The sequence below is a fragment of the Streptomyces sp. NBC_00299 genome (genome assembly GCF_036173045.1).
In the GTDB taxonomy this organism is placed as follows: Bacteria; Actinomycetota; Actinomycetes; order Streptomycetales; family Streptomycetaceae; genus Streptomyces; species Streptomyces machairae.
The window spans coordinates 5,513,110-5,536,071 of record NZ_CP108039.1; the positions used below are offsets into that span (position 1 = coordinate 5,513,110).

Annotated in this window: 22 protein-coding genes; 11 read left to right on the plus strand and 11 right to left on the minus strand. The window is 70.9% G+C overall.

Annotated elements, in window-relative coordinates:
- Positions 1–8: 8 nt before the first annotated feature.
- Positions 9–635, minus strand: coding sequence for a MerR family transcriptional regulator (locus tag OHT51_RS24605; RefSeq protein ID WP_443052729.1), 627 nt, complete (start codon positions 633–635; stop codon positions 9–11).
- A gap of 172 nt (positions 636–807) precedes the next feature.
- On the opposite strand from OHT51_RS24605, the gene OHT51_RS24610 reads away from it, so the two are divergent.
- From OHT51_RS24610 to OHT51_RS24625, 4 genes are all read left to right on the plus strand, one after another.
- Positions 808–2,388 (plus strand): flavin-containing monooxygenase, encoded by a 1,581-nt coding sequence (locus OHT51_RS24610; protein ID WP_328881086.1) that lies wholly within the window; start codon positions 808–810, stop codon positions 2,386–2,388.
- On the plus strand, positions 2,385–3,329 hold the full coding sequence (locus OHT51_RS24615; RefSeq protein ID WP_328881087.1) for an alpha/beta fold hydrolase: 945 nt from the start codon (positions 2,385–2,387) through the stop codon (positions 3,327–3,329). The genes OHT51_RS24610 and OHT51_RS24615 overlap by 4 nt, the downstream gene beginning before the upstream one ends.
- The gene (locus tag OHT51_RS24620) at positions 3,326–4,210 is read left to right on the plus strand and encodes an SDR family oxidoreductase (protein WP_328881088.1); all 885 of its coding nucleotides are present in this window, start codon (positions 3,326–3,328) and stop codon (positions 4,208–4,210) included. The genes OHT51_RS24615 and OHT51_RS24620 overlap by 4 nt, the downstream gene beginning before the upstream one ends.
- A gap of 87 nt (positions 4,211–4,297) precedes the next feature.
- Positions 4,298–4,507, plus strand: coding sequence for a hypothetical protein (locus OHT51_RS24625; protein ID WP_328881089.1), 210 nt, complete (start codon positions 4,298–4,300; stop codon positions 4,505–4,507).
- A 169-nt stretch (positions 4,508–4,676) separates the two neighbouring features.
- On the opposite strand, the gene OHT51_RS24630 is transcribed toward OHT51_RS24625, so the two are convergent.
- Positions 4,677–7,910: a S41 family peptidase gene (locus tag OHT51_RS24630; RefSeq protein WP_328881090.1), complete on the minus strand. Its 3,234-nt coding sequence runs from the start codon at positions 7,908–7,910 to the stop codon at positions 4,677–4,679.
- Positions 7,911–8,073: 163 nt separating this feature from the next.
- Here OHT51_RS24630 and OHT51_RS24635 point away from each other — a divergent pair, with 163 nt between their 5' ends.
- The 3 genes from OHT51_RS24635 to OHT51_RS24645 all read left to right on the plus strand — a co-directional run bounded on the left by OHT51_RS24635 (position 8,074) and on the right by OHT51_RS24645 (position 12,411).
- Positions 8,074–8,673, plus strand: coding sequence for a TetR/AcrR family transcriptional regulator (locus tag OHT51_RS24635; protein WP_328881091.1), 600 nt, complete (start codon positions 8,074–8,076; stop codon positions 8,671–8,673).
- A 102-nt stretch (positions 8,674–8,775) separates the two neighbouring features.
- On the plus strand, positions 8,776–11,028 hold the full coding sequence (locus OHT51_RS24640) for an MMPL family transporter (protein ID WP_328881092.1): 2,253 nt from the start codon (positions 8,776–8,778) through the stop codon (positions 11,026–11,028).
- Between the two features lie 225 nt (positions 11,029–11,253).
- Positions 11,254–12,411: a serine hydrolase domain-containing protein gene (locus OHT51_RS24645; protein ID WP_328881093.1), complete on the plus strand. Its 1,158-nt coding sequence runs from the start codon at positions 11,254–11,256 to the stop codon at positions 12,409–12,411.
- Between the two features lie 26 nt (positions 12,412–12,437).
- Here OHT51_RS24645 and OHT51_RS24650 read toward each other — a convergent pair whose 3' ends face one another.
- Positions 12,438–12,713 (minus strand): DUF1876 domain-containing protein, encoded by a 276-nt coding sequence (locus tag OHT51_RS24650; protein ID WP_328881094.1) that lies wholly within the window; start codon positions 12,711–12,713, stop codon positions 12,438–12,440.
- Positions 12,714–12,978: 265 nt separating this feature from the next.
- On the opposite strand from OHT51_RS24650, the gene OHT51_RS24655 reads away from it, so the two are divergent.
- The 3 genes from OHT51_RS24655 to OHT51_RS24665 all read left to right on the plus strand — a co-directional run bounded on the left by OHT51_RS24655 (position 12,979) and on the right by OHT51_RS24665 (position 15,637).
- Entirely contained in the window at positions 12,979–14,484 is a 1,506-nt protein-coding gene (locus tag OHT51_RS24655; protein WP_328881095.1) for a metallophosphoesterase family protein, read from the plus strand.
- Between the two features lie 25 nt (positions 14,485–14,509).
- Positions 14,510–15,223: a class I SAM-dependent methyltransferase gene (locus tag OHT51_RS24660; protein WP_328881096.1), complete on the plus strand. Its 714-nt coding sequence runs from the start codon at positions 14,510–14,512 to the stop codon at positions 15,221–15,223.
- Positions 15,224–15,361: 138 nt separating this feature from the next.
- Positions 15,362–15,637 (plus strand): hypothetical protein, encoded by a 276-nt coding sequence (locus OHT51_RS24665; RefSeq protein ID WP_328881097.1) that lies wholly within the window; start codon positions 15,362–15,364, stop codon positions 15,635–15,637.
- 44 nt (positions 15,638–15,681) lie between these two features.
- Here OHT51_RS24665 and OHT51_RS24670 read toward each other — a convergent pair whose 3' ends face one another.
- From OHT51_RS24670 to OHT51_RS24700, 7 genes are all read right to left on the minus strand, one after another.
- The gene (locus OHT51_RS24670; RefSeq protein WP_328881098.1) at positions 15,682–16,527 is read right to left on the minus strand and encodes an EamA family transporter; all 846 of its coding nucleotides are present in this window, start codon (positions 16,525–16,527) and stop codon (positions 15,682–15,684) included.
- Positions 16,524–17,030, minus strand: a complete 507-nt coding sequence (locus tag OHT51_RS24675; RefSeq protein WP_328881099.1) for a YbaK/EbsC family protein — start codon at positions 17,028–17,030, stop codon at positions 16,524–16,526. Before OHT51_RS24675 ends, OHT51_RS24670 begins: the two co-directional genes overlap by 4 nt.
- 66 nt (positions 17,031–17,096) lie before the next feature.
- Positions 17,097–17,546 (minus strand): organic hydroperoxide resistance protein, encoded by a 450-nt coding sequence (locus tag OHT51_RS24680; RefSeq protein WP_328881100.1) that lies wholly within the window; start codon positions 17,544–17,546, stop codon positions 17,097–17,099.
- Between the two features lie 122 nt (positions 17,547–17,668).
- Entirely contained in the window at positions 17,669–18,130 is a 462-nt protein-coding gene (locus tag OHT51_RS24685) for a MarR family winged helix-turn-helix transcriptional regulator (RefSeq protein ID WP_328881101.1), read from the minus strand.
- Positions 18,127–18,888, minus strand: a complete 762-nt coding sequence (locus tag OHT51_RS24690; RefSeq protein ID WP_328881102.1) for an energy-coupling factor ABC transporter ATP-binding protein — start codon at positions 18,886–18,888, stop codon at positions 18,127–18,129. Before OHT51_RS24690 ends, OHT51_RS24685 begins: the two co-directional genes overlap by 4 nt.
- Entirely contained in the window at positions 18,876–19,637 is a 762-nt protein-coding gene (gene cbiQ, locus OHT51_RS24695; protein ID WP_328881103.1) for a cobalt ECF transporter T component CbiQ, read from the minus strand. The genes OHT51_RS24690 and cbiQ overlap by 13 nt, the downstream gene beginning before the upstream one ends.
- Before the next feature lie 8 nt (positions 19,638–19,645).
- Complete coding sequence (locus OHT51_RS24700; protein ID WP_328881104.1) at positions 19,646–20,704, minus strand: energy-coupling factor ABC transporter permease; 1,059 nt, start codon at positions 20,702–20,704, stop codon at positions 19,646–19,648.
- A 168-nt stretch (positions 20,705–20,872) separates the two neighbouring features.
- Between OHT51_RS24700 and OHT51_RS24705 the strand changes: the two genes are divergently transcribed.
- Positions 20,873–21,274: an SsgA family sporulation/cell division regulator gene (locus OHT51_RS24705; RefSeq protein ID WP_328881105.1), complete on the plus strand. Its 402-nt coding sequence runs from the start codon at positions 20,873–20,875 to the stop codon at positions 21,272–21,274.
- Positions 21,275–21,277: 3 nt separating this feature from the next.
- On the opposite strand, the gene OHT51_RS24710 is transcribed toward OHT51_RS24705, so the two are convergent.
- A complete protein-coding gene (locus OHT51_RS24710; protein ID WP_328881106.1) occupies positions 21,278–22,951 on the minus strand; it encodes a penicillin-binding transpeptidase domain-containing protein in 1,674 nt (557 codons plus the stop codon).
- Between the last annotated feature and the right edge of the window lie 11 nt (positions 22,952–22,962).

The following is a 22,962-nucleotide window of genomic DNA, read 5'->3' on the forward strand; positions in this document are numbered from 1 at the left end:
CCTCGCCGTCAGTCCCGATCGCTCTGCTTGCGCAGCCGTCGGTCCAGTGCCAGCGAAAGCTCCGCCTCCACCACGCTCCGGGCGAGTGGGCGCAGGCGCTGGAGGTCGTCCTCGCGGGCGTGGCGCAGGACCAGTTCGGCGAACATCTCCGCGAGGTCGTCGACGTGCTCGCGGACCTGCTTGCCCGCCGCCAGGACCTCGGCGAGGGGGATGCCCTCGCGGACCAGGGCCGAGGAGACGTCAAGGAGGCGGCGGCTGATGTGGACGATCTCGCCGCCGTCGGTGCCGAGGTACCCGAGCTCCAGAGCGGCGGCAAGGTTCTCCGGGGTGACCTGGCCCTCGAAGCGTGCGGCGAGTTCCTCGGGGGTGAGGCGGACCGGCTCCTCCTCCGTGGGGGCGGCGCCGAGGAGGTCGGCGACGTCGCGGCCGTGGTCGAGGGCGTCGGCCAGTTCCGCTATGCCGTTCAGGGTGTGACCGCGTTCCAGCAGGGCCGAGATCGTGCGCAGGCGGGCCAGGTGGTGGTCGTCGTACCAGGCGATGCGGCCCTCGCGGCGGGGTGGCGGGATCAGCTTGCGTTCGCGGTAGAAGCGCAGGGTGCGCGTCGTGATGCCGGCCAGGCGGGCCAGTTCCTCCATGCGGTATTCACGCTTCTCGGTCACCCGGGAACCTTAATTCGTACCGGCGGTAACTTTCCTCGATCCGACCCCTACCGGTCGGTACGGAGCTCCTCTACTCTCCCCATTGTGCCAGTGTTCACTGGCATGGTTCCGGTTTCCGGGGTCCGGGAGAAGCTAGGGAGGCACAGGCATGGCCGAACGCGAACATGTGCGGGTCGCGGTGGTCGGGTCCGGGTTCGGCGGGCTGGGGGCCGCCGTAAGGCTGCGGCGCGAGGGCGTCACCGACTTCGTCGTCCTGGAGCGGGCCGACAGCGTCGGCGGCACCTGGCGGGACAACAGCTATCCGGGGTGTGCGTGTGACGTGCCGTCCCATCTGTACTCCTTCTCCTTCGCGCCCAACCCCGACTGGCCGCGCACCTTCTCCGGCCAGCAGCACATCCGCGCGTACCTGGAGCACGTCACCGACGTCTTCCGGCTGCGGCCGCACATCCGCTTCAACTCGGAGGTGCAGCGGATGACCTGGAACGCCGAGCGGCTGTGCTGGGACATCGAGACCAGCAGCGGGAATCTGTCGGCCGACCTCGTCGTCTCCGCCACCGGGCCGCTGTCCGACCCGAAGATGCCGGACATCCCGGGGCTCGACTCCTTCCCGGGCAAGGTCTTCCACTCCGCCCGCTGGGACCACGACTTCGACCTGCGCGGCAAGCGCGTCGCGATGGTCGGCACCGGCGCCTCCGCCATCCAGATCGTGCCGTCCATCCAGCCGGAGGTCGAGCGGCTCACGCTCTTCCAGCGCACCCCGCCGTGGGTCATGCCCCGCGTCGACCGTGCCATCACCGGCGTCGAGCGCTCCCTGCACCGGGCCCTGCCCCTCACCGCGCAACTGCGCCGCGGACTGCTGTGGGGCATCCGGGAGCTTCAGGTCCAGGCGTTCACCAAGCGCCCCAACGAGCTGGGTCTCATCGAGCAGTTGGCCAAGCGGAACATGGGCCGCTCCATCAAGGACCCGGCCCTGCGCGCCAAGCTGACCCCCGACTACCGCATCGGCTGCAAGCGGATCCTGCTGAGCAGTGAGTACTATCCGGCGCTCGCCCAGCCCAACGTGGACCTCGTCGCCAGTGGTCTGAGCGAGGTCCGTGGCTCGACCCTGGTCGCCGCCGACGGCAGCGAGGCCGAGGCCGACGCGATCGTCTTCGGTACGGGGTTCCACGTCACCGACATGCCGATCGCGGACCGGGTGGTGGGCGCGGAGGGCAAGACCCTTGCCGAGGCGTGGAAGGGCGGGATGGAGGCGCTGCGCGGCGCGTCCGCCGCCGGGTTCCCGAACTGGATGACGATCATCGGGCCCAACACGGGCCTCGGGAACTCGTCCATGATCCTCATGATCGAGTCCCAGCTGAACTACATGGCCGACTTCGTGAAGCAGTTGGACGTCCTCGGCGGACGCGCGGCTCTGGACGCCCGGCCCAGCGCCGTGCACGCCTGGAACCGGCGGGTTCAGGAACGCATGAAGCGGACGGTGTGGAACACGGGCGGCTGCACCAGCTGGTACCTGGATGCCAGCGGCCGCAACACGACGGTGTGGCCCGGTACGACGTCCGAGTTCCGGCGGGCCACGCGGCGGGTGGATCTGGCGGAGTACGAACTCCTGCGAGCGCCGGCCGAGACGGACGCCGAGTCCAAAAACGCCGAGTCCAAAAACGCTAGGACCAAGGACGCCAAGACCAAGGACGCCAAGTCCAAGGACGCCACGTCGGAGGTGACCGCGTGAGCCGGCTGACGCACGTCGCCTCCGGGCCGTACGCCCCGCCCGCCCCCGCCCGTGAGCTGACGGCGATGTCCGCCGACGGCGCCCGTCTGCACGTGGAGGTGCACGGTCCCCTCGACGCCACGGCCGCGCCCGCCGTCGTGCTCGCGCACGGCTGGACCTGCTCGACGGCCTTCTGGGCGGCGCAGATCCGGGAGCTGGCCGTCGACCACCGGGTCATCGCCTACGACCAGCGCGGCCACGGACGCAGTCCGGCGAGCCCGGCGTGCAGCAGCGACGCTCTCGCCGACGACCTCGAAGCCGTACTGGAGGCCACGCTCGCACCCGGCGAGAAGGCCGTGATCGTCGGGCACTCCATGGGCGGCATGACGGTGATGGCCGCCGCCGGCCGCCCGGGGTTCCGCGCGCATGCCGCAGCGGTCCTGCTGTGCAGCACGGGCGCCTCGCGGCTGGTCGCCGAGTCCACGGTCGTACCGATGCGGCCGGGGCGGCTGCGGACCTGGCTGACCAAGCACATCCTCGGCTCCCGGGCGCCGCTCGGGCCGGTCACGCCGATCGCCAGGGGGATTCTCAAGTACGCGACGATGGGCCCCGGTTCGGCCCCGCACATGGTCGAGGCATGCGCGCGGATCGTGCACGCGTGCCCGCGCAAGGTGCGGTACGCCTGGTCGAACGTGCTGGATCTGCTCGATCTCGACCACGGCGTGCGGGAGTTGACGGTGCCGACCGCGGTGGTCGTTGGCACGGCCGACCGCCTGACCCCGCCGGTGCACGCCCGCTCGCTGGCCGCCGCGCTGCCGCACTGCCTCGGCGTCACCGAACTGCCCGGGCTCGGGCACATGACACCGGTCGAGGCGCCCGAGCTGGTGACCGGGAAGATACGGGAGCTCGTGATGACGTACCCGCAGGCCGACACGTACACGCAGGTCAAGGAGGGCGCATGAGCAGGGTGAGCCTTGAAGGACAGGTAGCCGTCGTCACGGGGGCGGCGCGGGGCGTCGGAGAGCTGCTGGCCCGCAAGCTCTCGGCGCGCGGCGCGAAGGTGGCGCTCGTGGGGCTGGAGGCGGACGCCCTCAAGCAGGTCTCCGCACGGCTGCACAGCGACAGCGACCACTGGTACGCCGACGTGACGGATCACGAGGCGATGGCGCGGGTCGCGCTGGAGGTGAAGGAACGGTTCGGGAAGGTCGACATCGTCGTCGCCAACGCGGGTGTCGCCAGCGGGGGGCCGTTCGTGGACTCCGACCCGGAGGCGTGGCGGCGGGTCATCGAGGTCAACCTCATCGGATCGGCGGTGACGGCTCGCGCGTTTCTGCCGGTGCTGATGGAGAGCCGGGGCTATCTCCTGCAGATAGCCTCGCTCGCGGCCATCACGCCGGCGCCGATGATGACCGCGTACTGCGCGTCCAAGTCCGGTGTGGAGGCGTACGCGCACAGTCTGCGGGCCGAAGTCGGTTACAAGGGCGTGCGGGTGGGGGTCGGCTATCTGTCCTGGACCGACACCGACATGGTGCGCGGCGCCGATCAGGACGACGTCATGCGGGAGTTGAGGAAGCGGCTGCCCTGGCCGTCCAACAAGACGTATCCGCTGGGGCCGGCGGTCGACCGGATCGTGGCCGGGATCGAGCGGCGCTCCAGCCATGTCTACGCGCAGTGGTGGCTGCGCGGGATGCAGGGGGTGCGCGGGTATCTGCCGGGGCTCATCGGGACCGTGGGGCAACGGGAGATGCGGCGGTTCGGGGACCGGCTGGTGGGGGTGCGGACGGGGTTGGTCGGAGCGGGCGGCGCCGCCGATGAGCAGGAGCGTATTACGCGGCGTAACTGATCGACATGCGCAGGGTTATCGCCCGTGTGAATCTGGTCGAGGCCCCACCGAGGGGCCAACCCCCACTCACTACGGGAGTGAACCCACATGGGCATGAAGGACCAGTTCAAGGAGAAGTCCGAGCAGCTGCAGGAGCGTGCGCGTCAGCACGGGCAGCACGGGCAGCAGGGCCCGCAGCGTCCGCAGGGCCAGCCGGAGCGTGGGCGCCAGCGGCCGCCGCAGGACGAGGAGTCCGAGCGGATGCGTGAGCGTGAGCGTGAGGACGAGGAGCGATTCGACCAGGACTACGACCGGTAGTCAGTCGGTTCGCTGAGCGCGGGGCGCCCCCTGGTTGGTGGGTGCCCCGCGTTTGTGTTTGTGTCGGGGGTGCGTTGTCGGGTGCGGGCCGGTGGGGGCTTGTCGCGCCCACGCGGCGGAGCCGCAAATTGAAGTAGTCCCGCGCCCCTGGCGGACCCCCTGGCGCGTCTCAAGAACGCGGGGGCAACTTCGGACGTGAGCGGTCCGGTACGTGTGCGTAGTCCGGGGGCGTTGCCGCGGGGTTCGTCTCCAACAGCTCCAGGGCGAGTTCCACCGCATCCGTCAGCTGGGCGTGGCGGCCCTCCGCCCAGTCCAGCGGTGTCCGCAGGACCTCGACGTCCGGGCTCACCCCCTTGTTCTCGACGCTCCAGCCGTACGCGTCGAACCAGGCCGCGTTCATCGGGACCGTGATCACCGTGCCGTCGCCGAGGCGGTGGCGGCCGGTCATGCCGACGACTCCGCCCCAGGTGCGCTGGCCCACGACCGGGCCCAGTTTGAGGAGCTTGAAGGCCGCCGTGATCATGTCGCCGTCCGAGGAGGTCGCCTCGTCGGCGAGGGCGACGACCGGGCCGCGCGGGGCGTTCGAGGCGTACGACACCGGCTGGGCGTTGCGGGTGAGGTCCCAGCCGAGGATCGTGCGGGTGAGCTTCTCCACGACCAGCTCGCTGATGTGACCGCCCGCGTTGCCGCGTACGTCGACGATCAGTGCGGGGCGGTACATCTCCATGCGCAGGTCCCGGTTGAACTGGGCCCAGCCCGAGCCGCCCATGTCCGGGATGTGCAGATAGCCACAGCGGCCGTCGCTCAACTCCCTTACAACGGCGCGGCGTTTGGCGACCCAGTCCTGGTAGCGCAGGGGGCGTTCGTCGATGAGGGGGACCACGGCCACGCGGCGTGCGCGGCCCGCCTCGCCCTCCGCGGGGGTGAACGTCAGCTCCACCGTCGTGCCGCCGGCGCCGGCCAGGAGGGGGTAGGGGCCCGTGACGGGGTCCACGGGACGGCCGTCGACGTGGGTGAGGACCGCGCCTTCCCGGATGCCGGTGCCTGCCAGCGGGGAACGGGCCTTGGAGTCGGAGGACTCGCCGGGGAGGATGCGCTTGACCATCCAGCCCTCGTCGCGGCGCACGAAGTTGGCGCCGAGCAGGCCCTGCCAGCGCTGGTAGTGGGCCGGGCCCTCGTTGCGGCGGGCTGCGGAGACGTAGGCGTGTGAGGTGCCGAGTTCGCCCAGTACCTCGCGGAGGAGGTCCGCGAACTCGTCGGGGGAGGCGACCCGTTCGACCAGGGGGCGGTACTGGGCCAGGACAGCGTCCCAGTCGATGCCGCACATCTCCGGCTCCCAGAAGTACGCCCGGATCAGCCGGCCCGCCTCCGCGTAGGACTGCCTCCACTCGGCCGTCGGGTCCACCTGGTGCAGGATGCGGCGCAGGTCGATCCACACCGTCGTGTCACTGTCGCCGGACTCGGAGGCCGGGACACCGCGCAGGTCGTTCTCGTCGACCAGGACCAGCCGGGTGCCGTCGCCGCTGACCGCGAACCAGTCGAGGTGGTCGACGAGTTCGGACTTCTTCGCTTTGCTGATGTTGAAGTGTTCGAGGGTCGGCCGGCCGGTCATGTCGTCGGGGTTGGCGAACGTCTCGCCCAGCGCGCCCGAGATCGGCCAGCGCAGCCAGACCAGTCCGCCGCCCGCGACCGGGTACAGCGCCGAGTACTTGGAGGCGGTGACCGGGAAGGGGGTGACCCGGCTCTCCAGGCCCTCGATCTCGACGGTCGGCGCGCCCCCGTCCCCGCCCTCCTCGTCCTCCACCGGGTCCAGGCCGCCGGCCGCGGGGCGGCCCTCCGGGTTCAGGGCGAAGGGGGAGGGGGTCGCGGAGGAGAGGGGGACCAGGTAGGGGCGGCAGCCCAGCGGGAAGGACAGGTCGCCGGTGTGGACGTCGTACACCGGGTCGAAGCCGCGCCAGGAGAGGAAGGCCAGGTAGCGGCCGTCCCGGGTGAACACCGGATTCTCGTCCTCGAAGCGGCCGTTGGTGACGTCGACGATCATCCGGTCCTTTATGCGCGCCAGCTTGATCTGGCGCAGGGTGCGGCCGATGCCGGGGTGCGACCACGTCAGCCAGCTGCCGTCCGGGGAGAAGGCCAGGTCCCGCACGGGGCCGTTGACGGACCGGATCAGTTCGGTGACCTCGCCGTTGGAGTCCTCCGTCACGTCGAGGAGCAGGAGGCGTCCGTCGTGCGCGGCGAGCGCGAGGCGCTCACCCTGCGGGTCGGCGACCATCTCCAGGACCCGGCCCAGTTCGCCCGAGGCCAGTCGGCGCGGCTCGCGGTCGCCGGTGGCCCTGGGCAGGTAGGCGATCTCGATGGCGTCCTCGCCCTCCGCGTCCGTCACATACGCGACCTGGCCGACCGAGCCGAGCATCTCCGGGAGCCGGACCCGTACGCCGGGGGTGTCGATGATCGTGCGGGCGGGGCCGTCCCGGTGGGTGAGCCAGTACAGGCTGCCGCGCACGACCACGGCGCTCGCGCGGCCCGTCTCGTCCACGGAGATGCCGTCGACGTGCTGGGCGGCCGGCACCTGGTACGGGCGGCGGCCCGCGCGCGGCCCGCTCAGGCGTACGTCGAGCCGGCGCGGCTCGGAGTCCGCGGCGAGGTCGTCCACGATCCACAGGTCGCCCGCGCACTGGTACACCACCCGGGTGCCGTCACTGGCGGCGTGCCGGGCGTAGAAGGCGTCGTGGTCGGTGTGCCGGCGCAGGTCGGAGCCGTCGTACGCACACGAGTAGAGGTTGCCGACGCCCTCGTGGTCGGAGAGGAAGGCGATCCGGCCGCCGACGAACATGGGGGAGGCGAGGTGGCCGCCGAGGTCCGCGAGCAGGCGTTCGCCGTGCAGCCAGAGCCTGCCCGTGGCCCCGCCCCGGTAGCGCTTCCAGGCGGCCGGTTCGTGCGGCGGGGTGCCGGTCAGGAGCAGGGTCTTGCGTTCGCCGTCGAGGTCGGTGACCTGGAGGTCGGAGCACGGGCCCCAGGGGAGCTTGCGGCCGGGGTCGCCGTCCGGGCGGACCTTGTAGGCCCAGGTGAAGTGGGAGAAGGGCTCGCCGTGCGAGGCGACGGCGAGGATCACGCCGTCGGGGGTCCAGCCGCACACCTGGGTGTCCGCCGAGCCCCAGTGGGTGAGCTGGCGGCCGGGGCCGCCGTCGACCGGGACGAGGTGGATCTCGGGGACCAGGCTGCGCCAGCTCGTGTACGCGATGTGGCGGCCGTCGGGGGAGAAGCGGGGGTGGCCGGCCTTGGTGCGGTCCACGGTGAGCCGCCAGGCGCGCGCCGGACCGTCGAGGGGGGCCAGCCACAGGTCGTCCTCGGCCACGAAGCACAGCAGGTCGTCATGGAGGTGCGGCAGGCGCAGATAGCTCACCTACCCATGCTTTTCCCGGGAACGGACCTCAGCAACTCGTGGCATGCCCGGCATGAGGGTGCGCGTGACCCAGGACACGAACGAAACCGTTTCGTTTCGCTCGCGGATGGGGTACCTTCTAGGTGTACGAAACCGTGTCGTTCGGAGTGGGAAGGTGAGGACCGTGACCGAGGCGGCAACTGCGCGGCGCAGTCGGATCACCCCTGAGCGCGAGGCCGAGTTGTACGAGGCCGTGCTCGACCTGCTCCGGGAGGTCGGCTACGACGCCCTCACCATGGACGCCGTGGCGGCCCGCACCCGGTCCAGCAAGGCGACGCTCTACCGCCAGTGGGGCGGCAAGCCCGAGCTGGTGGCGAAGGCGATCCGGCACAACAAGCCGGGGAACATCGCCGACGTCGACACCGGTTCCCTGCGGGGCGACCTCCACGCCCTCACGTCACGCGAGGACGACTGCCACATGCAGCAGAACGCCGCGCTGATGCGGGGTCTGTTCATGGCGGTGCACGCCAACCCCGACCTTCTCCAGGCCTTCAAGGAACTGCTCATCGAGCCGGAGATGGAGGAGTTCAACCGGGTGGTCCAGCGGGCCGTCGACCGCGGCGAGATCCGTGCGGACTGCCCCGCGCTGGAGTACGTGGTGCACATGCTCGTCGGCGCGTTCGCCACCCGGACGCTGATCGACGACCAGCCGCCGACGCAGTCCTTCCTCATGTCGTACATCGACGCCGTGGTCCTCCCCGCCCTCGGCGCGCCCACCCACTGACAGTCCCCTGAGCAAGCCCTCCACCTGACGTAACCGCTCACGTCGTCGGGCTGATGACCCCTGCCCACGCACCAATCCACGACCTGACCGGGAGACGCCCTCGTGGCCACGTTCCTCTACAAACTCGGCCGGCTCGCCTTCAGGCGACGGCATTTCGTCGCCCTCATATGGGTCGCGCTGCTCACCCTCGCCGGTGTGGGTGCGGCCAGCGCGCCCGCCGCGGGCACGACGTCCTTCTCGATCCCCGGCACCGAGGCGCAGAAGGCCTTCGACCTGCTGGAACAGCGCTTCCCCGGTATGAGCGCCGACGGCGCCACCGCCCGGGTCGTCTTCAAGGCGCCGGACGGGCAGAAGATGACGGACGCCGGCAACAAGGCGACCGTCGAGGACACCGTCAAGGAGCTGTCCGACGGCTCCGAGGTGGCCTCGGTCGCCGACCCGTACACCGCGAAGGCCGTCAGCAAGGACGGCACGGTCGCGTACGCGTCGGTGAAGTACGACGTCTCCGGCATGGAACTGCAGGACTCCTCACGCGACGCCCTGGAGGACGCCGCGAAGGACGCGCGGGACGCCGGGCTGACCGTGGAGATCGGCGGTGACGCGCTCCAGACGGTGCCGCACACCGGTGCCACGGAGATCATCGGCATCGGGGTCGCCGCGGTCGTCCTCGTCATCACCTTCGGCTCGCTCATCGCGGCCGGGCTCCCGCTGCTGACCGCCCTGATCGGAGTCGGCATCGGCATCTCGACGATCACGGCCCTGGCGAGCGCGCTGGAGCTGGGCTCCATGACCTCGACGCTGGCGATGATGATCGGCCTGGCGGTCGGCATCGACTACGCCCTGTTCATCGTCTCCCGCTACCGCGCCGAACTGGCCGAGGGCCGCGAACGCGAGGAGGCGGCCGGCCGGGCCGTCGGCACCGCGGGCTCCGCGGTGGTCTTCGCCGGTCTGACGGTGGTCATCGCACTGGTCGGCCTGTCGGTCGTCAACATCCCGATGCTCACGAAGATGGGCATCGCGGCGGCCGGCACGGTCGTGATCGCGGTGCTGATCGCGCTGACGATGATCCCGGCCCTGCTCGGCTACGCCGGCAAGAAGGTGCAGCCCGCCGGGAAGAAGAGCCGGTGGATGGGCGGCAACCGGGCCGCGAAGAAGGCGGCCTCCGGCACCGGCGAGGCTGACAGGCCGGCCAAGCCGAACCTCGGCACCCGCTGGGCCAGCTTCGTCGTACGCCGCCCGATCGCCATCCTCCTCCTGGGCGTCGTGGGCCTCGGCGCCGCGGCCATCCCCGCGAGCTCCCTCGAACTGGGTCTCGGCGACGACGGTTCGCAGCCGACGTCCACCACGCAGCGGCGTGCGTACGACCTCCTGTCCGACGGCTTCGGGCCCGGCTTCAACGGCCCGCTGATGGTCGTGGTCGACGCCAAGGGCAGCGGTGACCCGGACGCGGCCTTCAAACAGGTCGGCGACGACATCAAGGGCATCAAGAACGTCGTGGCGGTGACGCCGGCGGCGCCCAACAAGGCGGGCGACACGGCGACGATCACGGTGATCCCGGACGCCAAGCCGTCCTCCGTCACCACCGAGGACCTGGTCCACGCCATCCGCGACAAGGGCGCGGAGGTCAAGGCCGACACGGACGCGACCGTACTGGTCACCGGCTCCACGGCGATGAACATCGACGTCTCCGAGAAGCTGAACGACGCGCTGCTGCCGTATCTGGCGCTGGTGGTCGGCCTCGCCTTCCTGCTCCTGATCGTGGTCTTCCGTTCGGTCCTGGTCCCGCTGAAGGCGGCGCTCGGCTTCCTGCTGAGCGTGATGGCGGCGCTGGGCGCGGTGGTCGCGGTCTTCCAGTGGGGCTGGTTCGCGGGCCTGATGGGCGTGGAGGAGACCGGCCCGGTGATGTCCATGATGCCGATCTTCATGGTCGGCGTGGTCTTCGGTCTGGCGATGGACTACGAGGTGTTCCTCGTGACGCGGATGCGCGAGGCGTACGTCCACGGCGAGAAGCCGAGCCAGGCGGTGGTGACCGGGTTCAAGCACGGCGCGAGGGTCGTCTCGGCCGCGGCCGTGATCATGATGGCGGTCTTCGCGGGCTTCATCGGCTCGTCCGAGTCCATGGTCAAGATGATCGGCTTCGGCCTGGCGATCGCGGTGTTCTTCGACGCGTTCATCGTGCGGATGGCCATCGTCCCGGCGGTCCTGGCCCTGCTCGGCAAGAAGGCCTGGTGGCTCCCGAAGTGGCTGGACCGGGCCCTGCCGAACGTGGACGTGGAGGGCGAGGGCCTGCGCACGGACGCCGAGTCGAAGGGATCCGAGGACCCCGACGAGGACCGGGCACTGGTGCGCGCCTGACGGGCCGCCGCTGAAGTACCACCTTTGAAGTAACAGGCCGGCCGGTGAGGGCTCCGTGGGGACGGGTTGCCCTCACCGGCTTCTGTGCGGTGAGCGAACTGCGGCCTCAAGACCGGCGAGACGTCGGCCACATAACGGAATCCAAGGTCGCGCACCCGTGTTGGGATGAGTGCCGAAGGCGGACGAACCGGCCGCGGAACGAGACATTCGCAGGGGAGCACGGGCGTGGACGTGAACGGCACAGTGGCCGAGGGCTTCGAGCCGGTCCGGGAGGCGTTCATACGGAACTTCGGCACACTCGGGGAGCGCGGCGCAGCCGTCGCCGTGTACCGGGACGGGCGCAAGGTCGTCGACCTGTGGGCCGGCACGAAGGACGTCGACGGCACACAGCCGTGGCAGCACGGCACCGCGCAGGTCGTGCGCTCGGCGACCAAGGGCGTCGCCGCCGCCGTACCCCTGATCCTTGGGCAGCGTGGAGAACTGGACCTGGACGCGCCGGTAGGTGAGTACTGGCCGGAGTTCAAGGCGCACGGCAAGGAGCGGCTGCTGGTCCGGCACGTGCTGAACCACCGCGCCGGGCTCCCGGTGCTCGACCGCCCGCTCACGCCCGAGGAGGCGCTGGACCCGCACCGCGGGCCCGCGGCGGTGGCGGCTCAGGCACCCGCGTGGGTGCCGGGCACCGACCATGGCTATCACGCGCTGACCTACGGCTGGCTGCTGGACGAGCTGGTGCGCCGGGTGACCGGGCGGTGGGCCGGCGAGTGGCTCGCGGCGGAGATCGCCGGTCCGCTCGGCCTCGACCTGTGGCTCGGGCTGCCGGAGTCCGAGGCGGGCCGGGTGGGCCGTACCGGCCGGGTCCAGGGGCCCGAGCCGGCGGGTGGGCTCCACGCACGCCCGAAGCGCACGGTCACCGAGGCCTACGCGGACCCGGACTCCCTCACGCGCCGCGCCTTCGCCGCGATCACCCCCTTCCCCGACCAGAACGACCCCGCCTACCTCGCCGCCGCCCTGCCCGCTACGAACGGCATCGCGACGGCCGACGGTCTCGCCCGCCTCTACGCCGCGCTCATCGGCGAGGTCGACGGGGTGCGGCTCTTCGACCCCGCGACGGTTGAACTGGCGCGGGCGCAGGAGTCAGCCGGCCCGGACCGCGTCCTGGTGGTCAACACCCGTTTCGGTCTGGGCTACATGCTGCACGGCAGCGCGTCCCCGCTGCTGGGCCCGGGCTCCTTTGGCCACCCCGGCCGCGGCGGCGCCCTCGGCTTCGCCGACCCGGAGACGGGGATCGCCTTCGGCTATGTGACGAACGGCTTCCGCAAGACGGTGACGGCGGACCCGAGGGCGCAGGGGTTGATACGGGCGGTACGGGCGGCGCTCGCCTAGCGTGCGGTGGTCGCGCGGCGTGCGGCTCAGACGTGGATGGGGTGGGACGTACGCCCCGACGCCTGGTCGATCTCGCTGTGCGCCTTGGTGAGCATCTGCATCGCGAGCTCGTTCAGCGCACGGGCGCCGGCGATCTCCTCACCGACGCGTGGCTGATTCGCGTCCGTGTGGTGCCGTGCGGCGTGTCCGTGCGCGCGTACCTCGCTGCCGTCCGGGAGCCGCACCATCGCGACCGCCCTCGTGTGGGTCTCGTCCTCCTGGAACTCCATCTCGACATGCCATCCCACCGTGGTCTGCATCATGACGATCACCTCCGGAATCTCTGCTTCCAGGGTGCGCCTCGGAGGGTGCCGCCGCACAGTCAATTTGGGGCGCCTGTTGCCGTAGGGGACGCAGGGGCGCAAAGAGCGCAAGCCGGGATCAGTGAGACTCGGCACATCCGCTTCGAGGACCGGCTTCGCCCTGCTTCCATGGAGATGTCGCGTTCCATGGAGATGTCGTGCGCCGGACCTGGCCCCGCCGTCACCGCCACCTCCCCCGTTAACCGCACAGGGCCATATCGAGGACATGCGCTGCTGCTTCTCCGCCCACCTCCCCTCTCTCGCAGCACTGTCGGCCTTCCCCGGCCCCTGCGAGGTGCTGCGCTCCGGTGCCCGCCTCGCCCCCGCTCTGCTGCGCTCGGCCTCCGCCGCCATGCAGCGGGCCCGCTCGCACCACCCCGACGCCCTGATCGCCGTCAACCTCGAACTGGTCACCCTCACCGAGGACAGCGCCGTCATCACCTGGTACACCGGGATCCCCGGCACCGACGACGGCCTGGGCCACCCCCTGCCCGCGATCACCGAGGGCGAGGTCGTCTACGGCACCCACCCCTCCCGGCTCCACCACACCGCGTCCGTCGACCGGCCGACCGCCCATCACCAGGTCGAGCTCACCGGCCTGGAGCCGGGGCAGACGTACTACTACCGGGCCCGCTCACGGGGCGTGACCGCCACCCCCACCCCGCTGCACCTCGTGCGCGGCAACGCGGTGGGCACGTCGACGTTCGGGTTCGGCACGAGCGGCGGGCCGTACTCCTTCACCACCCCGCAGCCCCCGCCCGGCCGGCACCTGCTGTCGGTCGCGCTCTGCAACGACCTGCACCTCGGCGAGACCACCGCGGGCCTCGTCGGCGGGCTGCCCCTGCTGCGGGGGGTGCCGCAGCAGCCGGGACGGGCGCCGTATCCCGAGCTGATGAGCCGCGCTCTGGTCGAGGAGGCCCGGCGGCGCGGGGCGGACCTGCTGCTGGCCGGGGGCGACATCTCGGCCGGCGGTGCGGCCCACGACCTGGGCGAGGCCCGGCGGATCCTGGACGGCTTCGGCACCCACGGGCAGGACTACTTCGTCGTACGCGGCAACCACGACCGCTCCGCCGACAACGCCACCTTCCAGACCGCCTTCCCGGGCCTGCCGGGCAGCGACGGACCCGGATACTTCGCCCGTGACCTCGGCGGGCTGCGGATCATCGGCCTCGACACCTACGTCAAGACCGGCAACGGCGCCGACGCGGGCGGCCTCGGCCCCGATCAACTCGCTTGGTTCCAGGCGAGGTTGAGGGAGGAGCCGGACCAGCCGACGGTGGTGTTCGGCCACCATCCGCTGACCGTGCGGGACTCCGTCTTCCCGGTGACCCGCGGCCAGTGCCTGGAGCGCCGCCAGGCCCGCACCGTCGTCGACGCCTACGCGAACGCCCCCGGCGTCTTCCTCCACCACGCGGGCCACACCCACCGCAACAAGCGCACCGTGCTGGTGCGCGCCCCGCACGTCACCCAGCAGGAGGTCGCCGCCGCCAAGGAGTACCCCGGCGGCTTCACCCTGCTGCGCATCCACTCCGGCGGCTACGCGCTCAACCACTACAAGGCTGGCGACCTGGCGGCCCGGCAGTGGAGCGAGCGCAGCCGCCGGGTGGCCGCGGGCCTGTGGCCCCACCATGCCCTGGGCCGCTCGGTCACCGACCGCAACAGCGTTGCGGCACACGACCTCTCGGGCGTCACACCGCCCCCACCCCTCTCACGGAACGTAAATCGCGGGTAACGGTGAGTGTCCGTAGCATCGGAGCATGGCGACCCTCTGGGACCTCATGCGGGACTGCATCCCCGACGACCACGCGCGTCAGGTCACCTCGCGGTACTACGTCGACGAGGTGATGAGCGCCCCCGGCGCGCCCGGGCTGGTCGTCGACCTGGGATGCGGACGCGGCACGTCCGCCGCCCTCTTCCGCAAGCACGACCCCGAGGTGCGGTGGGTCGGCATCGACATCCGGGACTCACCGGAGGCGGGCCAGCGCACGCCCGGCGGTGACCCGGTGGTGCACTACGACGGCGTCCGTCTCCCGCTCGCCTGCGACTCGCTGCCGCTGATCTACTCGCACCAGGTCTTCGAACACGTCGCCCGCCCGCGCGAACTGCTCGCGGAGATCGCCCGGGTGCTGGCGCCCGGCGGCTGCTTCATCGGGTCGACGTCCCAGTTCGAGCCGTACCACTCCTTCAGCCTGTGGAACTACACGCCGTACGGCTTCCGGACGCTGGTCGAAGAAGCGGGGCTTGCGCTGGAGGAGATCCGGCCCTCGCTCGACGGGGTGGCGCTGATCATGCGGAGCTACCTCGGCAGGCCGCCGGAGTACAGCCGGTACTGGGACGAGCAGTCCCCGCTCAACTCCGAGATCGACCAGTGGGCGCGGCACGGTCACCGCAGGACGGCCCTGGTGAACCTGCGGAAGCTCACCTACTGCGGCCAGTTCGCGTTCCGGGTGGGCAAGCCGGCGCTCGCCTAGGGCGCCGCACTTCTGGCGCAAGATGTCGAAACTCGGCGCGCCGCAGGATGATTTGGGGCATTTCTTACTTAATCTCCCTTAATCGTAAGGGGTCACCCCCTTCACGCATTGCATCCACCTCACTCCACCGGAGATGACATGCAGAAGCTTCGTAAGGCCGCCGTCCTGGTCGCCGCCCTGACCACCGTCGGGTTCCTGGGCGCCGGCGCGGCCCACGCCGACGGCGGGGACCAGTACAAGGTCCAGCAGAGCACCCAGTGCAAGTCCCACGACCTGAACATCGACATCCTCGGCGTCGTCGGTCTGCTCAACGGCGTGCTGGGCAACGGCCTCAACGGCGAGGGCGACTCGGGCAGCCAGTCCACGCACCTCGGCTCGACGATGGGCTGCAACAACAGCGCCTTCGGCGGCTGACCGTCTGACCGGTGAAAGCCCCGGCCGACGGCCGGGGCTTTCACCTAACCCGTGTGCAGCATCAGCCCGATGCCCACGACCAGCAGCGCTGCCGCCGCGATCCGCGGCGCCCCGAACCGCTCCTTGAAGAACACCGCCCCGATCGCGGCGCCCACGATGATGGACGACTCCCGCAGGGCGGCGATCGGCGCCAGTTCGGCCTTCGTCTGCGCCCACAGGACCAGCGCGTACGCGGTGACGGACAGCGCGGCGCCGAGCAGCCCCAGCGCGGCGAACGGCCGCAGCACGGCGACCGTGTCGCCCCGCCAGCGCCAGACCGCGTACGCCGGGATGACGAGCCCCTCGGCCACCATCAGCCAGGCGATGTAACCGAGGGACGACCCGGAGGCCCGCACGCCCAGCCCGTCGATGACGGTGTACGCCGCGATGCTCAGGCCGGTCGCCAGTGCGGCCCCGATCGCGGCCCAGTTGGGCCGGCTCCCGCGCAGCCCCCACAGGGCGACACCGGTCAGTCCCGCGCAGGACAGGGCGATGCCGGCGGCCGCCCAGCCGTTCGGCACCTCGTGCGCGAACACGGCCGCCAGTACGGCGACCACGAGCGGCGCGGTGCCGCGTGCGAGCGGGTAGGCCTGCCCGAAGTCCCCCAGCCGGAAGGACTTCATGAGCAGCGCGAAGTAGACGATGTGGACGACGGCGGAGGCGAGAAGGTACGGCCACGCCTCGGCCGCCGGGAACGCCCCGAAGGGTATGAGGGCCAGCCCGATCAGCACCCCGCCACCGGCGATGAGCGTGAACCCCACCAGCTTGTCGGTGATCTTGTGGGCGATGGCGTTCCAGCCGGCGTGCGTGACGGCCGCGAGCAGGACGGCGGCTGTGACCAGCGGGGTCACGAAGTCTGCTCGCGCACGTCCACCAGGGTGGCACCGGCATGGGCGACCAGGTCCAGGGGCGCCATGGGGAATACCACGTGCGGGTTACCGGCGGCGGCCCAGACGACGTCGTGCCCGAGCAGCGACCGATCGGCGAGCACGCGCGTCTTCGTCCGGTGCCCGAAGGGCGGCACGCCCCCGATGGCGTACCCGGTGGTCTCCCGTACGACGTCGACCTTGGCACGGGTGACCTTCTCGGCGCCGAGTTCCTTCCGCACCAGCTCCAGGTCGACCCGGGAGGCCCCGTCCATCAGGACGAGCACGGGGACGCCGTCCGCCGCGAAGATCAGCGACTTGCAGATCTCGCTGAGCTCGCACCCGATCGCTGCGGCGGCCTCCGCCGCGGTGCGGGTCGCGTCCGGGAACCGGCGCATCCGGGCGTTCAGGTCGCTCAGCCCGAGCTCGTGCAGAGCCTCGGCGAAACGTGGGTGGGCATGTGATTCCGATGCTTCCGAGGACGTCATGCCCGGCAGGCTAGCCGTCGGATACGTGTGCCACGAACGAATTCCAGGTGCTGAGAGAGCGGGACCTCAGCCGAGCAGGATCGTGACGTCGATGTTGCCGCGGGTGGCGTTGGAGTAAGGGCAGATCTCGTGCGCCGCGTCCACCAGCTTGGCGGCGAGACCCGCGTCCAGCACCGGCAGGGAGACGCTGAGCGCGACCGCGAGGCCGTAGCCGCGCAGCTTGTTGGGGCCGATGCCGACCTTCGCGGCGACCGTGGAGCCGGTGAGGTCGTAGCCCTCGCGGTTGCCGACGAGGATCAGCGCGTTGTGGAAGCAGGTGCTGTAGCCGGCCGCGAACAGCTGCTCGGGGTTGGTGCCGTTGCCGTCGCCGCCCAGTTCCGGGGGCATCGCGACCTTGAGCTCGATCTGGCCGTCCTGGCTGGTGACATAGCCGTCCCGGCCGCCGTGCGCGGTGGCTTCGGCGACGTACATGATCTTCGTCGGACGGGTGTCGACGACGGTGCCCTCGTCGGTCATGGTTGGCCCTCCCCCCAGACAGCGCGCATCGGAAAAGGCGCGCACAAGTACATCGTGCACAAGGTACTGGCCGGTAAGTCGGGCGCCGTTACCAGGGGGTGGGAACCGGGGGTAACCCGAGTTCAGGGGGTGGGGTCCGCGGTGGGGTGTGCTCGGTGCGCGAGCTGCCACAACTCCTCGCGCAGCCGCGCGACTCCCGCCGCGTCGAGCCCCGTCGCGGTGAGCAGCGAGCCGGGCACGCACTTCGCGCGCTCCCGCAGCTCCTGACCGCGCCCCGTGACGGCCACGAGCACGGACCGCTCGTCCCGCGCCGACCGCTCACGCCGTACCAGCCCGGCCGCCTCCAGCCGCTTCAACAGCGGGGAGACGGTGCCGTAGTCGAGGCGCAGCGCGGCGGCCAGCTCCTTCACCGGCGTCTCGCCCCGCTCCCACAGGACCAGCAGCACAAGGTACTGCGGGTAGGTGAGGCCGAGTTCGTCGAGGAGCGGGCGGTACGCGGCCGTCACCGCCCGCTGAGCGGCGTACAGCGCGAAGCAGAGCTGGTCGTCCAGGGACAGCGACCCCGCGTCCTCTTGATCCGTCACGCGCCCATTGTCACGGACCGCGGGTCGAATCCGAACGGCAGCTCCAGGCGATGGGCGCGCATCAGCTCGTCGTCCGCGAGGAGTTCGGCGGTCTTCCCGTCCGCCGCGATCACGCCCTCGCTGAGGATCAGGGAGCGCGGGCACAGCTCAAGGGCGTACGGCAGGTCGTGCGTGACCATCAGGACGGTGACGTCCAACGAGCGCAGGATGTCGGCCAGTTCGCGGCGGGAGGCGGGGTCCAGGTTGGAGGAGGGCTCGTCCAGGACGAGGATCTCCGGTTCCATCGCGAGGACGGTCGCCACCGCGACCCGGCGCCGCTGACCGAAGGAGAGGTGATGCGGCGGACGGCCCTTGAACTCGGCCATGCCGACCCGCTCCAGCGCCCGGTCGACCCGTTCCTCCAGCTCAGGCCCCTTCAGTCCGGCCGCAGCCGGCCCGAAGGCGACGTCCTCCCGGACCGTCGGCATGAACAGCTGGTCGTCCGGGTCCTGGAACACGATCCCGACCCGGCGCCGGATCTCGGCCATGTGCTGCCTGCCGACGGGCAGTCCGGCGACCTGAACGCTGCCGGTGCCGCCGGTCAGGATGCCGTTGAGGTGCAGGACGAGGGTCGTCTTGCCGGCGCCGTTCGGGCCGAGCAGCGCGACCCGCTCGCCACGCGCGATGGTGAAGTCCACGCCGAACAGGGCCTGGTGGCCGTCGGGGTAGGCGAAGGCGAGGCCGGAGACCTCCAGGGAAGCAGTACTCACAGGGCCCATCCCAACACGCAGACGACAAGGGCGGCGAAGGGCAGCGCGAGGGCGTACGACCACTGCGCCCGGGACGCGGTCACCTCGTCGATCACCGGCATCGAACCGGCGTACCCCCGACTGATCATGGCCAGATGCACGCGCTCACCCCGCTCGTAGGACCGGATGAACAGCGCGCCCGCCGACTTCGCGAGCACGCCCCAGTGCCGCACGCCCTTCGCTTCAAAGCCGCGCGACTCCCGTGCGATGCGCATCCGCCGCATCTCGTCGGCGATGACATCGCCGTACCGGATCATGAAGGACGCGATCTGCACGAGGAGGGGCGGCAGTTTCAGCCGCTGCAGACCCAGCAGGAGTTCGCGCAGCTCGGTGGTGGAGGCGAGGAGTACGGAGGCGGCGACGCCCAGGGTGCCCTTCGCGAGTACGTTCCAGGCGCCCCACAGTCCGCTGACGCTCAGCGACATGCCCAGCACCTCGACCTGGTCGCCCTCCGCCACGAACGGCAGCAGCACCGCGAACGCGACGAACGGCACCTCGATCAGCAGCCGCTTGAGCAGAAAGGCGGCGGGCACGCGCGCGACGACGGCGACGAGCGCGAGCAGCACGGCGTACAGACCGAACGCCCACATCGCCTCCCGCGGCGTCGACACCACGACCACCACGAACGCGAACGTCGCGGCGAGCTTGGTGTGCGGCGGCAGACCGTGCACGGGCGAGTGCCCGTGCCGGTAGAGCCTGTGCGCGTGCCCGGCACCCATGTCGGGTCTCAGACGTTCGTGCTCGTGGGCGACACGTCGGCCGCCTCGTCCGTACGGCGCCGGCGCACCGCCCAGAAGATGCCGGTGCCCGCGACGACGGTCGCGCCGACGCCGATCACGCCGGCCAGGCCGCCGGACAGCCGGACGTCGTCGACGTCCTTGACGCCGTAGTCGGCGAGCGGGGAGTCGGCGTTCGCGTGCTCCTCCGCGGACTCGGCGAAGCCCTTGTCCTCAGCGACCTTCTCCAGGCCGTCAGGGCTGGCGGAGGCGTAGAAGCTGACGAACCCGGCGAGGACGAGGGAGGTGGCCAGACCGCTGATCCACAGGGTGCGGCGCGAGGTCCGGGCGGCGACCGGCTGCTCCGCCTCGGCGCCGGGAGCGTCGACGAGCTCGCCGCCGACCCGCAGCTTCAGCGGCTGCCGCAGATCACGGGCGCCGTAGACGAGGTCCGGCCGTACGGCGATGACGGCGCCGATCGTCAGCGCGGTGATCGCGGCCTCGCCGATGCCGATCAGAAGGTGGACGCCGCCCATGGCGGTGGCGACCTTGCCGATCGGGACGTCGGTGGTGCCGCCGATCCAGAACAGCAGGGTGAACGCGAGCGCCGCGGCCGGCACCGACACCAGCGCGGAGACGAAGGAGGCGGCGGTGATGGAGCGCCGGGTCTTCGGCAGAACCATCACCAGGGCCCGGAAGACGACGTAGGCGACGACGACGCCGACGATCGCCATGTTGGTGATGTTCACGCCGAGCGCGGTGAGGCCGCCGTCCGCGAAGAGGATGCCCTGCATCAGCAGGACGACGGAGATGCACAGCGCGCCGGTGAAGGGTCCGACGAGGATCGCGGCCAGGGCGCCGCCGAGCAGATGTCCGCTGGTCCCGGCCGCGACCGGGAAGTTCAGCATCTGCACCGCGAAGATGAACGCGGCCACCAGGCCGGCCAGCGGAGCAGTGCGCTCGTCGAGCTCGCGGCGCGCGCCGCGCAGGCTCACGGCGACCGCCGCCGCGGCGACCACTCCGGTCACGGCGGAGGTGGGGGCGTCTATGAATCCGTCAGGTACATGCACCGTTCGATGATAGTGGCTTAATGCGAACGCCTTGCAAGAGCGAGGCGCTTGTGTATCGCACATGTGATATATGCCGGTCTCAGCGGGCGCTTTCCGGAAGATATGCGACATTGGAGGGTAGCGGAAGCACAGCTTTCGCATAGGTCACGCAGTGTTAGGGGCCGTCCGATGTCTGTGGTCGAACAGTACGCACGAGCCCATATCGTCACGGACGCGGACCTCCTGGCGGAGGAACAGGACGCCGTTCCGGTCGTCCTGAAGTACGACCCCGAGGCCGACCCGCGCTCGGTGTGCGTCCGGTTGCCCGGCCGCCAGGCACACGAGTGGACCTTCTCGCGCTCCCTGCTGGAACAGGGGCTGCGCGCCCCCGCGGGCAGCGGAGAGATACGGGTGTGGCCGTGCGGCCGGGTGCAGGCCGTGGTGGAGTTCCATTCCGCACAGGGTGTCTCGGTGGTGCAGTTCGAGACGAAGGCCCTGATGAGGTTCCTGCGGCGGACCTACCTGGCCGCCGCGCCCGCCGCACCCGCGGCCCCCGTCGAGCGTGAGGCTCAGGCTCAGCTGCGGGGCTGAGACTCAGCCGCCCAGCTTCAGCAGTTCCGCCACGATCGGGCCCGCCGTCTCGCCGCCGTGGCCGCCGGCCTGGACGACGCCCGCCGCCGCGAGGTCGTTCCGGTACGCGGTGAACCAGCCATTCGGATTCTTCTGGCCGTCGACCTCCGCCGAGCCGGTCTTCGCGCCGACGTCACCGGTCACCCCGGACATCGCCTCGGCCGCCGTGCCGTAGGCCGCCGTGTAGGACATCAGCTCGCGCAGCTGCGACAGCGCGGACGCGGACATCGTGCGGGACGCCGTGGCGAGCGTGCGGTCGTCGACGCTCGGAGCCACCAGATAAGGCTGCTTGAAGGTACCCGTCTTGATGGTCGCGGAGACCGACGCCATGTTCAGCGGGTTCATCCGCACCCCGCCCTGGCCGATCAGCGAGGCGGCCATCTGGGCCTGCGACTGGACCGGGACGGAGCCGTCGAAGGTGGGCACACCGACGGACCAGCTGTTCAGGGAGAGGCCGAAGACCTGCTGGGCCTGCTTGGTCAGGCTGTCGTTGTCCAGCTCGGGCGCCTGGCTGATGAAGGCGGTGTTGCAGGAGCGGGCGAAGCTGGCCTTGAAGGTGCCGCCCTTGATCTCGAACTTGTCGTCGTTCTGGAACTTCCAGTGGCCGTACGTGAAGTACTTCGGGCAGGGGTGCTCCTTGTCCGCCGCCGCGAGGCCCTTCTCGATCAGCAGCGACGAGGTGATGACCTTCATCGTGGAGCCGGGCGCGAGGGAGCCCTGGAAGGCGATGTTGAAGCCGTGCGAGGAGTTCGCGACCGCCATGATCTCGCCGGTCGAGGGGCGCAGTACCACCACGGACGCCTTCGGCCTGGTGGCCACCTGCTTCTCCGCGGCGGCCTGCAGCGCCGGGCTCAGCGTCGTCTCCACCGTGCCCGGCGTACCCTTGCTCAGCTCCACCAGGGTCTTGTCGGACAGCTCGGCCTTCTTGGACTCCTTGCCCCGGATCACCTGGAGCTCGATGCCCGCCTTGCCGCCCGCCTTCTCGCCGTACTTCTCGCGCAGCCCGTCCAGGACCGACCCCAGCGACGGGTACTCGTCCTCCGTCAGCTCACCGCCGTCCCGGTCGAGGGCCTTGACCGGCGGGGTGCCGGACTCGCCGGTGACGAGGGTGTCGCCGTCCTTCAGGTCGGGGTGAACGACCGCGGAGTGCCAGTCGACGAGCGGCCTGCCGTCCTCCGCCCGCCGCACGACCGTCAGCGAACTGTCGTACGTCAGCGGCTTGCTGGTGCCCTTGTACGACACCGTCCCCTTCACGGCGAAGGGGACCTTGGCGCCGGTGCGGGTGCCGGCGGTGAGGGTGACGTCCTCGATGTGGGCGTCCTTGGCGTAGCCGGCCAGCAGCGCCTTGGCAGCCGTCGCGTCGTCCGTGGCGGCGGCCGCCTCGGTCACCTTGCCCTGCTGCCAGGCGGTGAGGAACTCCCGGGCCGCGGTCGTGACCTCCTTCGCCGACAGCGGGCCGGTCTTGACGGCCTTGGCCTTCTGCGAGTTCGACGACTGCGCACCGTTCTCGGCGGCGGATCCGCTGCCGAGCAGCGCGTAGACGCCGATCCCGGCGCCACCGAGAACCACGGCGATCATCCCGCCGAGCACGGCGGGGTTGGTCTTCCGTCGCTCGGCGACGCGCCTTCTGTTGCCCACTGCTTTCCGTT

Excerpts from the sequence above, each read along its gene's own strand:
- OHT51_RS24605 (WP_443052729.1), bottom strand. The coding sequence starts at position 635 with ATGGAGGAACTGGCCCGCCTGGCCGGCATCACGACGCGCACCCTGCGC.
- OHT51_RS24610 (WP_328881086.1), top strand. The coding sequence starts at position 808 with ATGGCCGAACGCGAACATGTGCGGGTCGCGGTGGTCGGGTCCGGGTTC.
- OHT51_RS24620 (WP_328881088.1), top strand. The coding sequence starts at position 3,326 with ATGAGCAGGGTGAGCCTTGAAGGACAGGTAGCCGTCGTCACGGGGGCG.
- OHT51_RS24625 (WP_328881089.1), top strand. The coding sequence starts at position 4,298 with ATGGGCATGAAGGACCAGTTCAAGGAGAAGTCCGAGCAGCTGCAGGAG.
- OHT51_RS24650 (WP_328881094.1), bottom strand. The coding sequence starts at position 12,713 with ATGATGCAGACCACGGTGGGATGGCATGTCGAGATGGAGTTCCAGGAG.
- OHT51_RS24655 (WP_328881095.1), top strand. The coding sequence starts at position 12,979 with ATGCGCTGCTGCTTCTCCGCCCACCTCCCCTCTCTCGCAGCACTGTCG.
- OHT51_RS24660 (WP_328881096.1), top strand. The coding sequence starts at position 14,510 with ATGGCGACCCTCTGGGACCTCATGCGGGACTGCATCCCCGACGACCAC.
- OHT51_RS24665 (WP_328881097.1), top strand. The coding sequence starts at position 15,362 with ATGCAGAAGCTTCGTAAGGCCGCCGTCCTGGTCGCCGCCCTGACCACC.
- OHT51_RS24675 (WP_328881099.1), bottom strand. The coding sequence starts at position 17,030 with ATGACGTCCTCGGAAGCATCGGAATCACATGCCCACCCACGTTTCGCC.
- OHT51_RS24680 (WP_328881100.1), bottom strand. The coding sequence starts at position 17,546 with ATGACCGACGAGGGCACCGTCGTCGACACCCGTCCGACGAAGATCATG.
- OHT51_RS24690 (WP_328881102.1), bottom strand. The coding sequence starts at position 18,888 with ATGGGCCCTGTGAGTACTGCTTCCCTGGAGGTCTCCGGCCTCGCCTTC.
- cbiQ (WP_328881103.1), bottom strand. The coding sequence starts at position 19,637 with ATGGGTGCCGGGCACGCGCACAGGCTCTACCGGCACGGGCACTCGCCC.
- OHT51_RS24705 (WP_328881105.1), top strand. The coding sequence starts at position 20,873 with ATGTCTGTGGTCGAACAGTACGCACGAGCCCATATCGTCACGGACGCG.